11 protein-coding genes and 6 tRNA genes are annotated in these 11,916 nt (G+C 71.9%); 9 read left to right on the top strand and 8 right to left on the bottom strand.

The window, feature by feature from the left end; translation table 11 throughout:
- Positions 1-110: 110 nt before the first annotated feature.
- The 4 genes from ACIRYZ_RS19970 to ACIRYZ_RS19955 form a co-directional block, all read right to left on the bottom strand.
- Positions 111-182 (bottom strand) — tRNA-Val (locus tag ACIRYZ_RS19970).
- Between the two features lie 41 nt (positions 183-223).
- Positions 224-295, bottom strand: a tRNA-Val gene (locus tag ACIRYZ_RS19965).
- Positions 296-329: 34 nt separating this feature from the next.
- A tRNA-Cys gene (locus tag ACIRYZ_RS19960) sits at positions 330-403 on the bottom strand.
- Positions 404-443: 40 nt separating this feature from the next.
- Positions 444-516, bottom strand: a tRNA-Gly gene (locus tag ACIRYZ_RS19955).
- 322 nt (positions 517-838) lie between these two features.
- On the opposite strand from ACIRYZ_RS19955, the gene ACIRYZ_RS19950 reads away from it, so the two are divergent.
- The 3 genes from ACIRYZ_RS19950 to ACIRYZ_RS19940 all read left to right on the top strand — a co-directional run bounded on the left by ACIRYZ_RS19950 (position 839) and on the right by ACIRYZ_RS19940 (position 3,673).
- Positions 839-1,900, top strand: a complete 1,062-nt coding sequence (locus ACIRYZ_RS19950; protein WP_402945889.1) for a chorismate-binding protein — start codon at positions 839-841, stop codon at positions 1,898-1,900.
- Between the two features lie 30 nt (positions 1,901-1,930).
- Positions 1,931-2,761: an aminotransferase class IV gene (locus ACIRYZ_RS19945; protein WP_402945887.1), complete on the top strand. Its 831-nt coding sequence runs from the start codon at positions 1,931-1,933 to the stop codon at positions 2,759-2,761.
- A 66-nt stretch (positions 2,762-2,827) separates the two neighbouring features.
- Positions 2,828-3,673, top strand: a complete 846-nt coding sequence (locus ACIRYZ_RS19940; RefSeq protein WP_402945885.1) for a GNAT family N-acetyltransferase — start codon at positions 2,828-2,830, stop codon at positions 3,671-3,673.
- Between the two features lie 15 nt (positions 3,674-3,688).
- Here ACIRYZ_RS19940 and ACIRYZ_RS19935 read toward each other — a convergent pair whose 3' ends face one another.
- Positions 3,689-4,189, bottom strand: a complete 501-nt coding sequence (locus ACIRYZ_RS19935) for a DsbA family protein (protein ID WP_402945883.1) — start codon at positions 4,187-4,189, stop codon at positions 3,689-3,691.
- Positions 4,190-4,299: 110 nt separating this feature from the next.
- Here ACIRYZ_RS19935 and ACIRYZ_RS19930 point away from each other — a divergent pair, with 110 nt between their 5' ends.
- Complete coding sequence (locus ACIRYZ_RS19930; RefSeq protein WP_402945881.1) at positions 4,300-4,755, top strand: hypothetical protein; 456 nt, start codon at positions 4,300-4,302, stop codon at positions 4,753-4,755.
- Positions 4,756-4,769: 14 nt separating this feature from the next.
- Here ACIRYZ_RS19930 and ACIRYZ_RS19925 read toward each other — a convergent pair whose 3' ends face one another.
- Entirely contained in the window at positions 4,770-5,339 is a 570-nt protein-coding gene (locus tag ACIRYZ_RS19925; protein WP_402945879.1) for a CGNR zinc finger domain-containing protein, read from the bottom strand.
- Positions 5,340-5,763: 424 nt separating this feature from the next.
- Positions 5,764-6,177, bottom strand: coding sequence for an SsgA family sporulation/cell division regulator (locus ACIRYZ_RS19920; protein WP_030056266.1), 414 nt, complete (start codon positions 6,175-6,177; stop codon positions 5,764-5,766).
- Positions 6,178-6,614: 437 nt separating this feature from the next.
- Here ACIRYZ_RS19920 and ACIRYZ_RS19915 point away from each other — a divergent pair.
- Positions 6,615-6,686 (top strand) — tRNA-Val (locus tag ACIRYZ_RS19915).
- A 210-nt stretch (positions 6,687-6,896) separates the two neighbouring features.
- Positions 6,897-6,968, top strand: a tRNA-Val gene (locus tag ACIRYZ_RS19910).
- A 68-nt stretch (positions 6,969-7,036) separates the two neighbouring features.
- On the opposite strand, the gene ACIRYZ_RS19905 is transcribed toward ACIRYZ_RS19910, so the two are convergent.
- Positions 7,037-7,804: an exonuclease domain-containing protein gene (locus ACIRYZ_RS19905; protein WP_402945877.1), complete on the bottom strand. Its 768-nt coding sequence runs from the start codon at positions 7,802-7,804 to the stop codon at positions 7,037-7,039.
- Positions 7,805-7,971: 167 nt separating this feature from the next.
- On the opposite strand from ACIRYZ_RS19905, the gene ACIRYZ_RS19900 reads away from it, so the two are divergent.
- The 3 genes from ACIRYZ_RS19900 (at position 7,972) to thrS (ending at position 11,853) form a co-directional block, all read left to right on the top strand.
- A complete protein-coding gene (locus ACIRYZ_RS19900) occupies positions 7,972-8,526 on the top strand; it encodes a DUF4365 domain-containing protein (protein ID WP_387625015.1) in 555 nt (184 codons plus the stop codon).
- Between the two features lie 32 nt (positions 8,527-8,558).
- Positions 8,559-9,725 (top strand): hypothetical protein, encoded by a 1,167-nt coding sequence (locus ACIRYZ_RS19895; RefSeq protein WP_402945875.1) that lies wholly within the window; start codon positions 8,559-8,561, stop codon positions 9,723-9,725.
- A 148-nt stretch (positions 9,726-9,873) separates the two neighbouring features.
- Entirely contained in the window at positions 9,874-11,853 is a 1,980-nt protein-coding gene (gene thrS, locus ACIRYZ_RS19890) for a threonine--tRNA ligase (RefSeq protein WP_402945873.1), read from the top strand.
- Positions 11,854-11,916 lie beyond the last annotated feature (63 nt).

Here is an 11,916-nt window from a genome sequence, read left to right as displayed (position 1 = left end):
ATACTGGGATTGAACCAGTGACCCCTACCGTGTCAAGGTAGTGCTCTCCCGCTGAGCTAATCGCGCCTGGTGTGGCGGTCCTGCAGCAGACCCCGGAGGGTCCGTTACTGTGCGCGATACTGGGATTGAACCAGTGACCCCTACCGTGTCAAGGTAGTGCTCTCCCGCTGAGCTAATCGCGCCTGGTGTGGCGGTCCTGCAGCAGACCCCGAAGGATCCGACGTGCGCGATACTGGGATTGAACCAGTGACCCCTACCGTGTCAAGGTAGTGCTCTCCCGCTGAGCTAATCGCGCGGGGAGGTCTCCCGGCAGAACCGGGTGATCCTCTTGGAGGTGGAGACGGGATTTGAACCCGTGTACACGGCTTTGCAGGCCGTTGCCTCGCCTCTCGGCCACTCCACCAGGCAACACATGAAGAACGATCTTACACTGTTCTCCATCGAGCGGACGACGAGATTCGAACTCGCGACCCTCACCTTGGCAAGGTGATGCTCTACCAACTGAGCCACGTCCGCCTGTCTCCCGGGATCTTCACCGCTTTTCTTCGGCTGCGCTCCCCGGCGACGTGTTGAACTCTAGCGGATTCCTGGGCCAGCTAAAAATCCGTTCCCGCAGCGTGCCGAGGGGATGCCCTCCGCGTGCCGTCCCGTCAGCCCTCCCGAGGGGTCACCGGCCGCCACCTGCGGCGCTTCCGGACGATCATCCGCAGGCCATCCGACGCACACCCGCGTGACGCATGCAGCTGCTCGTACGCGGGGGCGCGAGCCCGACCAGGCCCGCGCCCCCCGACCTACACTTCAGGCACCGCCGCCCCCAGCACCACCGCGCAGGAGAACCGTGTCCGGCCACCCCGACCCCCGCACCCCGCTCGCCCGCTTCGGCGGCCGCCTGGCCACCGGACTGCGCGACGTCACCTCGGACCCGGCCGCGCTCGACTCCTCCGGGTACTGGGCCGTCGCCTACGACTTTGAGGGCCGACTCACCTGCGCCCGCTTCGACGAGGTCCGCCCCGCCCCCGCCCCGCCCTCCGGCGCCGGCTGGCGCGGCCCGGACGCCGGCGGCTGGCACAGCTCCCTGGACCGCGCCGCCTACACCGCGGGCGTACGCCGCATCCGCGAGCACATCGCCGCCGGCGAGGTCTACCAGGCCAACCTCTGCCGGGTGATGTCCGCACCGCTGCCCGACCCCGGCCTCAGCGACATCGACGCCCTCACCGGCCTGCTCGCCCACGGCAATCCCGCCCCCTACGCCGGCACCATCCGGCTGCCCGAGCACGGCGTCGAGATCGCCACCGCCTCCCCGGAGCTCTACCTGCGCCGCACCGGCCGCACGGTCTCCTCCGGCCCGATCAAGGGCACCGGCCGCACCGAGGCGGACCTCCTCGACAAGGACCACGCCGAGAACGTGATGATCGTCGACCTGGTCCGCAACGACCTCGGCCGCGTCTGCGAGACCGGCACGGTCACCGTCCCCGACCTGTGCGCCGTCGAGAAGCACCCCGGCCTGGTCCACCTGGTCTCCACCGTCGAGGGCACCCTGCGCGAGGGCGACGGCTGGCCCGAACTCCTCGCCGCCACCTTCCCGCCCGGCTCGGTCACCGGCGCCCCCAAGTCCAGCGCCCTACGGATCATCGAGGCCCTGGAGACGGCCCCGCGCGGCCCCTACTGCGGCGCCGTCGGCTGGGTCGACGCCGACCGCGGCGAGGGCGAACTCGCCGTCGGCATCCGCACCTTCTGGCTCGACCGGCAGGACCCGCAGGCGCCCGTGCTGCGCTTCGGCACCGGCGCCGGCATCACCTGGGGCTCCGACCCCGAGCGCGAGTGGGACGAAACCGAACTGAAGGCCGCCCGGTTGGTCGCGATAGCGTCGGGCAGCGCAATCGACCCGACCGGGGCGTAGTCCCCACCCGCCGCCTAGGAGCAGTTCTCGATGCACGACCGCACCACGAGCTGGGTCAACGGGACGCTCGTCGACTCCGCCGACCCCGCCCTGTCCGTCCTCGACCACGGACTCACCACCGGCGACGGCGTGTTCGAGACCATGAAGGCCGTCGACGGACAGGCCTTCGCGGTCACCCGCCACCTCGACCGGCTCACCCGCTCCGCCCGCGGCCTCGGCCTGCCCGACCCCGACCACGACGTGGTCCGCGAGGCCTGCGCCCGGGTCCTCGAAGCCAACCCCGCCCCGCTCGGCCGCCTGCGGGTCACCTACACCGGCGGCAACTCCCCGCTCGGCTCCGAGCGCGGCACCGCCGGCCCCACCCTCGTGGTCGCCCTCGGCGCCATCAACCGCCGCCCCGACGGGACCGCCGTCGCCGTCGTCCCCTGGCGACGCAACGAGCACAGCGCCGTCGCCGGCCTCAAGACCACCTCGTACGCCGAGAACGTGGTCGCCCTGGCCGCCGCCCACCGCGCCGGCGCCTCCGAGGCCCTGTTCGCCAACACCGCCGGCCGGCTCTGCGAGGGAACCGGCTCCAACGTCTTCGTGGTCCTCGGCGGCCGCCTGCTCACCCCCACCCTCGCCTCCGGCTGCCTGGCCGGTATCACCCGGCAGCTGGTCATCGACTGGTGCGGCGCCGAGGAGGCGGACCTCCCGCTCAGCGCCCTCCAGGACGCCGAGGAGATCTTCCTGACCTCCACCACCCGCGACGTCCAGGCCGTCACCCGCGTCGACGACCGCGAACTGCCCGGCACCGGCCCGGTCACCGCCAAGGCGATGGCCGTCTTCGCCGAGCGCAGCGGTGACGACCTCGACCCGTAATCCCCGCACGGGCAGCGGCGACGCGCAGCGCGGATAACCTTCCGGGCGAGGGGAAGGGACCACCACATGACCACCACGCTGCGCCCCGAGGGCCCGGAGACACCCACCATCGCCGGCGGCCGCACCAGACGCTGGCGGATCCTGGCGAACGGCCGCCCGGTCGGTGCACTGCGCACCACCTCGGCCCGGTGCGGCAACCAACTCTGGGGCGAGATAGCGGAGTTGGAGGTCTTCGAGGGCCGCGGCCGGGGTCGCGGCACCTTCGGCGCGCTGGCCGCGGAGGAAGTGCTGCGCAGCTGGGGCTGCACCAGGGTGGACGTCAACGTCCCCGAGTGGGCCCCGATCGCCCGCGGGCTCGCCGTCACCCTCGGCTACACCGAGCGGATGCGGAAGCTGGGCAAGAGCCTGGCCACCGCCCCCGCCCTGCCCGTCGGCGTCACCGTACGCCCGATCGGCGCCGCGGAGTTCCCGGCCTGGCTCGACGGGGCGGCGGAGGGCTACGTCTCCTCGCTCATGGATTCCGGGCTCACTGAGGAGCAGGCCCGAGCCAAGTCGCGGCTGGACCACCAGAACGTGCTCCCGCAGGGCGCCGACAGCCCCGGCACGGCCCTGCGCCGCCTGTACGGCGCCGACGGCCCGCCGGAGCCGCTCGGCTCGCTCTGGGTGGAGCTGAACCTGCGGGAGCTGCCGGACGGCACACCGCTCGCCTGGGTGATGGTCGTGGAGGTGTCCCCGGCCCACCGGGGCCGGGGACACGGTCGCACCCTGATGCTGCTCGCCGAACGCGAGTGCCTGGCCGCCGGGGTGCGCGAGCTCGGCCTCAACGTCTTCTCCGGCAACGAGGTCGCCGTCCGGCTCTACGACTCGCTCGGCTACCGGGTCGTCAACCGGTGCTACGGCAAGCCGCTGTGAGGAGTTGGGGGGATGTCAGGACGCCTTCGCCGCCTCGATGACGGCGATGATCTCCTCCCGCAGCCCCTCCTGGCTCTGCCCGCCGTCCAGCCGCTTGCCGCCGATCACGTACGTCGGCGTGCCCTTGACCCCGATCGCCTTGCCCTCGGCCTGGTCGGAGTCCACGGTCAGCATGTGCCGGCCGTCGATGAGCGCGGTGTCGACCTCCTCGACGTCCGCCCCGACCTCCCGGGCCACCTCCAGCAGCACCTGCTGCCCGCGCGGGTCCAGCTCCTCGACCCGGGCCAGCAGCGCCTCCACGAACGGCCACCCCAGCCCCTGGGCGAACGCCTCCTCGGCCGCCTCCGCGGCGGCGTAGGCGTGCTTGTGCTTCTCCAGCGGGAAGTGCCGCACCTCCACGGGCAGCGCCTCGCCGTACTGCGCGCGCAGCGCCCGTACGTCGTCCAGCGCGGTGCGGCAGTCCGGGCACTGGAGGTCGCACCAGAACTCGAGGCGGGGAAGGGAACCATCGATCATTCCCCCAGTGTTCCACTAGTGGGTGCCCGCCCCCGCCGGCGGTGCGCCCGAGGCCGGACCGACAGGGAGGCACCGATGACCAGGACGACCGCAAGCGAACAGGCGCGCCCGTGCTGACCGCGGCGATCAGCTTCCTCCTCACGGCCGGCGCAGTGGCGGTCGCGGGCCTACGGGCGTGGCGGCGGCGCTTCCGCTCGGCGACCCGCTGGTTCGCGGTGGCCCTGCTGCCCGCTGGGCTCTACCTGACCGGCCTGTTCCCGCTGGCCGCCACGATCGGCCGGGAGTTCGCCGACTGGGCGGCCAAGCTGGTCTTCGACCCCCGGGTGTGGACCGGCGTCGTGCTGCTCGGCATCTCCGCCGTCCTGCTGGTCACCACCCGCTGGGTGGGCCGCCGTGGCGCCGTGGAGGGTGCGCCGGAGCGTCCGGCGGCGGCCGGCCCGGCCCCCGAGCGTCCGGCGGTGGCCCCCGCGTCCAAGGCGCCGAAGAAGCCGGCGACGGGCAAGCGGGACGACGGCCTCGGCGACTTCGCCGACATCGAGGAGATCCTCCGCAAGCGCGGAATCTGAGCAGGTCCGGCGCGTCAGGCGGAGGCGACGGTCTCCGCCGAGCGCTGCCGCGCCCGGTAGGCGGCGACGTGCAGCCGGTTGCCGCAGGTGCGGCTGTCGCAGTAGCGCCGCGAGCGGTTCCGGGAGAGGTCCACGAAGACCCGGGCGCAGTCCGGCGCCTCGCACCGGCGCAGCCGCTCCCGCTCGCCCGCCATGAGGATGAACGTCAGCGCCATGCCCAGCTCGGCCGCGAGGTGGTCGCCGAGCGCGGCATGCGGGGCGAAGTAGTGGATGTGCCAGTCGTGGTGGTCGTGGTTGACCAGCCGGGGCGTCGTCCCGGCGGCCGTGACGATCGCGTTGACCAGCTCGGCGGCCTCGGCGGTGGACTCCGTCCCGAACACCTCGCGCAGCCGGGTCCGCAGATCGTGCACCCGCCGCAGGTCGTCCTCGGTCAGCGAGTCGATCTCGCTGATCTCCTGGCGGACCACGAAGGCGTCCAGCGCGGCGATGTCCGGCAGCCGCTCGTCGCCGCACACCTCGGGAGCGGTGTTGAGCAGATCCACGAGGATGCTCAGCGCGCACTCGGTGTCATGGGTGATCAGCACGTTGGGGCTCCTCGCGCAGGGGGACTCCGGTACCCCGCGTCCACGGTTACCCCAGACCATACCGGCCCTTGCGGCAGAAGGGCGGTGCGTTTGTTCGAAGGCCTGTACGGATTCCGTCAGAGCGTCCCAAAGCGGGCGCCGTCCGGGCTTGGCCCCGGTGTCCGGACCCCGGTGTACGAGCATGGGCGGCCCCGGAAGGACGACGGCACTCGACAGCGAGGCCGGCCACCCGTACGAGTGGCCGGCTCCGCTGCCGGGTGCCTGCGGTGCTGTGGCTCCGCTCCGCTGGGAGCGGGGCTTTCACCGGCCCGAGACCGCGTCGTGCGCGGCTGAGTCCGCGGCCGTGCCCCCGAGTAGGACGGCTGCGATGACGGCAGGGGGTGTCGCCCCACGGACAGTGGGGCTGGACCGCCTCCGGTCGGGGTCAGCTTTCGGCGAGGATGTGGGACAGCTCCCGGTCGAGGTCGAAGTGACGGTGTTCGGTGCCGGGGGGCACCGCGGCGTCCGTCCGCTTGAGGAACGACTCAAGCGCCCGGGCCGGGGCCTCCAGCAGGGCTTCTCCTTCCGGAGAGCTCAGTGCGATGCAGACCACCCCTTGCCCGTGGCTGCGCGACGGCCACACCCGGACGTCGCCGGTACCGGTGGGTCGGTGCAGCCCCTCCGCGAGGAGATCTCGGGCGAACACCCACTCCACGGTCTCGTCGGCGCCCGTGTGGAACGTGGCGTGCACGGCGTAGGGGTCGGCGGTGTCGTAGCGCAGGCCCGCGGGGACGGGCAGTGAGGACTCGCTGGACACGATGAGGCGCAGGTGCAGCTCGCAGCTGACCGTGGTGTTCATAAGCGCCATGGCCTTTCGCTCAGTGTGCGCTCGGGGAATCGCACGTCGGCGAACGGACCATCCCACCCCCAAGACCGATGTAAACCCCTCTGTCCCGATTCGGGCGCGAGTCGTACCCCTTACGGCGCATTGCGGAATCGTCACGCAGTACCCGCCCGGGGCATTACCGGCGGTTCTTCTCGGCCGGTTTCCGGGTCGGCATGTACTCAGCCTGTACGAAGTGCCGAGGCGGGCCGGGAACAGGGGAGCGGGTGATGCGGTCGGGCCCGACGAGTCGGGCGCGCGGTCGGGAGGTCCGGAGGAGGGGCGGCGGGCCGGGGCCGGGGCGGGCCCGGCACCCGGTCGGGCGTACGGCGGCCGGGCGCCCTGGGGCGGGGGCTCCGCCGGGCGGGTGGTCGGAGCACCCTCCCGGATGCGGTAATGTTTTCTCTGCACCCGGGCGATTAGCTCAGCGGGAGAGCACTTCGTTCACACCGAAGGGGTCACTGGTTCGATCCCAGTATCGCCCACCGGAATGCATTGTGATATGTGAGGCCCGGCCGATTATCGGCCGGGCCTCACATGTATTTCCGGAATCCGCCTGAAGCGCCGTGGGGAATCCGGCTGAGGCTCAGTCATCTTCCGCGCGGAGCGCGAGTTCTGCGGATGTGCCAGCCCTGCTCGGAAGGGGCGAGTTGTACGACCACCCCCGAATGGTGCTATGGTTCTTCTCGTTGCCCGGGCGATTAGCTCAGCGGGAGAGCACTTCGTTCACACCGAAGGGGTCACTGGTTCGATCCCAGTATCGCCCACCGGACAGCACGCAGGCCCTGACCAGGAAACCGGTCAGGGCCTGCGGCGCGTTCGGGACCGCCACCCGCTATGCCGCCACCTCGCAGCGGTGTTCGGGCTCCAACCGACGGCCGCAGCCGCACCGGGCCGGCCGCAGCGGCCAGGACAGGTCCACCCGCTCCGGCGTCCCCGAGCGGTCGAACCAGCTCTGCAGCCCGCGCGCCTGAGCCGCGTGCCAGACCGCCTGCCGCAGGTGCAGCTCCGCCACCGTCAGCCCGCCCAGCGCCGCCGGGTAGCGGGCGCCTATGCGCCGGGTCAGCGAGAGCGCCGCCGTCGCGTCCGCCGCCGCGTCGTGCGCCCCGGCGAGATCGACGCCGTAGTGCGCGCACAGGTCGGTCAGCGTCCGGCGGCCCTTGCGGTAGCGGTCCACGTGCTTGTCGAGCACCCGCGGATCCAGCACCACCAGCCCGGCGCCGTCCAGTCCGCCGATCAGCGTCAGCCCGTGATGGCGGCGCAACTCCCGGTCCAGCAGCGTCAGATCGTAGGGCGCGTTCATCACCACCACCGGATGCCCGGCCCGCGCCTGAGCCGCCAGCGCGCGGGTGACCTCCGCCACCACCGTGCGGGCCGGCCGGCCGTACGCCCGGACCCGCTCGTCGGTGATGCCGTGCACCGCGCGGGCGCCGTCCGGGATCGGCACTCCCGGATCGGCGAGCCAGGTGGTGGTCTGCACCGGTGCGCCCGGGGAGAGCTGGACGACCAGCGCGGCCGAGACGATCCGGTCGTGTTCGACGTCCACGCCGGTGGTCTCGGTGTCGAAGGAGGCGAGTGGACCGGTGTACCAGTGCTGCTGCATGACTGCCCCTCAGGCGTGCGTTCCGCGCCCTGGTGATACCCGGTTCTGACGCCCGCTCAACCCGTTTGGCCCAGGCCCGACCGGGGATCCTGCCCAGGACTGGCCCGTTCTATTGACCGGCCCGTCCGAATCCGGACGGACCCGGAGCCGGGGGAGGCCACGGGGCGATGGCACTGACACAGCCGCAGCCCGACGGGGCGGCGGCCGCACTGCGGGGGAACCTCGCGGTCACCGCCTGCATGGAGACGCTGCAGGTCGGCTATCTGCACGCGGTCGCCGCCGCGGCCGGCTGCTCGCTCTCCCAACCGTTCCCGGACAACGGCATCGACTGGCAGGTCAGCCACGGCTCCCGGGCGCACGAGGTGGACGACGAGGTCACCATCAAGATCCAGCTCAAGGCCACCCAGCAGATCGCGCCCGACCCGGCCGGGCCGTTCTTCAGCTTCACCCTGGACAACGACCACCTGCGCAAGCTCGCCCGCGCCCGGGTCGCCGTCCCGCGCATCCTGGTCGTGATGCTGCTGCCACGCCGGGTCGACCACTGGCTCCGGGCCCGCCCGGACGCCCTGGAGCTGCGGCACTGCTGCTACTGGGTCAACCTGGCCGGCCACCCGGTCACCGGACAGCGGCGCACCAACGTCCGGGTACCCACCGACAAGGTCTTCGACGACCGCGCGCTCTGCGACATCATGGCCCGGGTCGGCGCGGGCGACAGCCCGTGACCGCCCGGCCCCGGCAGCGAGGAACTGGACCCATGACCCTGCCGCACGGACCGGACGACCCGTCCCAGGCCCTGCCCGACCCGGCCACCGTCGACCCGGCGGTGCTGACCACCCTGCTCGCCCGGCACGGCTGGGTCCGGCGCGGCGGCCCCGCCGCCCGGTACGGCCGCTGGACCCCGCCGGACGACGAACCCGGCACCAGCCTGCTCGTCCCCGCCGGGGACGGCTTCGACGACGCCGTCGACCTCCTCACCGACGCCGTCACCGCCCTCTCCCGCTCCCGCACCCCCTCCGCCCGCTCGATCCTGCTCGCCCTCGCCGTCCCCGGCGACGAACTGCGCTGGCGCCGCGAACGGCCCGGCCCCGCCGACGCCACCCCCTGGGACGACGCCGAGCGGCTCCAGCGGGCAGCGCGCACGATGCTCGCCGCCGGGGCCAAGGCCGGACGGACCACGGCGGCCTACTTCGGCGCCCGGCTGGACGGCCTCGCCGGGGACTTCCTGGACCGCGTCCTGGTCGTCGAACAGGGCGCCGTCGACCAGGGCGCCGCCCTCACCGCCTACACCCCCGCCCCCGAGGGCCGGGCCGCCGTCGCCACTCTGGTCCGGGCCCTGGAGGCGCTGCGCGAGGCCGTCGACTACCGCCGGGTCAGCGGCGGGCCCGAGGCCTTCGAGAACGCCGTCCGGTCCGGGGTCAGCCGCGAACTCGTCCAGTCCGTCGAGGACCTGGTGCGCGGCGCGACCGCGGCCCGGCTCACCGTCGCCTGGTCGCCCGCCGCCGGGATCCCGGGCGGCTTCGGGGACCGCCGGATCGACCTCGACTTCTCACCCGGCGACCTGCCCGCCCTGGCCGAGGCCGCCGAGCTGCTGGAGCGCATCGAGCCCGCCGTCGACGTCACCGTGGTCGGCGTGGTCGTCCGGCTCAAGCGTGCCGACCCGTCCGGGCCCGGCTCGGTCCGACTGCGGGTGCTGGGCGGCGCCGAGGTCCGCGAACTCAAGCTGCGCCTGCCCGACCCCGACTACCGGCTCGCCGCCGAGGCCCACCTCTCCGGCGTCCCGGTCCGGGTCTCCGGCCGCCTGGAGCGCCGCGACGGCTTCCGCCGGCTGACCCGGCCGCACGGCCTGGAGCTGTGCGGCTGGGACGAGGGCGACCGCGAGCAACTGCTGAAGGGGCTCCAGGACGGAGGGGAGGGGGCGTAGGGCCTGTCTCCTGGGCTTTGTCGGATCAGCGCGCGGCAAGGGCCCATGAGACAGGTCCTGAGTTCACGGTGCGGGTGACGCTCTCGGTACCATCGTCACGCGCAGCGCAGTGTTGCGTCCTCTGAATCCAGCACGTCAGGAGAGACCGGTGACGGACGTCCGGGTAATCATCAGCCGCGAACCCGATCGGGAAGAGCGCGTGGTGACGACGGGCACTACGGCCGCCGAGCTCTTCGCCGACGACCGCTCGATCATCGCCGCCCGCGTCGGCGGCCAGCTCAAGGACCTCGCCTACGTCCTCCAGGACGGCGACGAGGTCGAGCCGGTCGCGATCGGCAGCAAGGACGGCCTCGACATCCTGCGCCACTCCACCGCGCACGTCATGGCCCAGGCCGTGCAGCAGCTCTACCCCGAGGCCAAGCTCGGCATCGGCCCGCCGGTCAAGGACGGCTTCTACTACGACTTCGACGTCGAGAAGCCCTTCCACCCCGATGACCTCAAGGCCATCGAGAAGAAGATGCAGGAGATCATCAAGCGCGGGCAGAAGTTCTCCCGCCGCGTGGTCACCGACGAGGCCGCCCGCGAGGAGCTGGCCGCCGAGCCGTACAAGCTGGAGCTGATCGGCCTCAAGGGCTCCGCCGCCACCGCCGGCGAGGGCGCCGACGTCGAGGTCGGCGCCGGCGAGCTCACCATCTACGACAACCTGGACGCCAAGTCCGGCGACCAGTGCTGGGGCGACCTCTGCCGCGGCCCGCACCTGCCCAGCACCCGCCACATCCCGGCGTTCAAGCTGATGCGCAACGCGGCCGCCTACTGGCGCGGCAGCGAGAAGAACCCGATGCTGCAGCGCATCTACGGGACCGCCTGGCCGACCAAGGACGAGCTGAAGGCCCACCTGGACTTCCTCGTCGAGGCCGAGAAGCGCGACCACCGCAAGCTCGGCAACGAGCTCGACCTCTTCTCCATCCCCGAGGAGATCGGCTCCGGCCTCGCCGTCTTCCACCCCAAGGGCGGCATCATCCGCCGCGCCATGGAGGACTACTCGCGCAAGCGGCACGAGGAAGAGGGCTACGAGTTCGTCTACACCCCGCACGCCACCAAGGGGAAGCTCTTCGAGAAGAGCGGCCACCTGGACTGGTACGCGGACGGTATGTACCCGCCCATGCAGCTCGACGAGGGCGTGGACTACTACCTCAAGCCGATGAACTGCCCGATGCACAACCTGATCTTCGACGCGCGCGGCCGCTCGTACCGTGAACTGCCTCTGCGCCTCTTCGAGTTCGGGACGGTGTACCGGTACGAGAAGTCGGGTGTGGTGCACGGCCTGACCCGTGCCCGCGGCTTCACGCAGGACGACGCCCACATCTACTGCACCCGCGAGCAGATGGCGGACGAGCTCGACTCGACGCTGACCTTCGTCCTCAACCTCCTTCGTGACTACGGTCTGACCGACTTCTACCTGGAGCTGTCCACCAAGGACCCGGTGAAGTACGTCGGCTCGGACGAGACCTGGGAGGAGGCCACCCGCGTCCTGGCGAGCGTGGCCGAGAAGCAGGGCCTGCCGCTGGTCCCGGACCCGGGTGGCGCGGCCTTCTACGGTCCGAAGATCTCGGTGCAGGCGAAGGACGCCATCGGCCGTACCTGGCAGATGTCGACCATCCAGCTCGACTTCAACCTGCCGGAGCGATTCGACCTGGAGTACACCGCCGCGGACGGTTCGCGTCAGCGGCCGGTCATGATCCACCGCGCACTGTTCGGCTCGATCGAGCGCTTCTTCGCGGTGCTGCTGGAGCACTACGCCGGCGCCATGCCGCCGTGGCTGGCCCCGGTCACCGTGACCGGCATCCCGATCACCGACGAGCACGTGCCGTACCTGCTGGAGGTCGCGGCCGAGCTGAAGAAGCACGGGATCCGGGTCGAGGTGGACACCTCGGACGACCGCATGCAGAAGAAGATCCGCAACGCCCAGAAGACCAAGGTTCCGTTCATGCTGATCGCCGGCAACGACGACGTCGAGGCGGGCGCAGTGTCCTTCCGCTACCGCAACGGCGAGCAGAAGAACGGCGTTCCGGTGGCGGACGCGGTCCAGGAGATCCTGGACGCGGTGAAGAACCGCATCCAGGTGTGATGCCGTAGTCGGACCGTCACGCGCGGGGCAGGCTCTTGAAGAGTCTGCCCCGCGCGGCTTTGC

Origin of the sequence: Kitasatospora sp. NPDC101155 (genome assembly GCF_044768305.1) — a bacterium.
Lineage (GTDB): Bacteria > Actinomycetota > Actinomycetes > Streptomycetales > Streptomycetaceae > Kitasatospora.
This window is presented reverse-complemented; position numbering and strand designations above follow the sequence as displayed.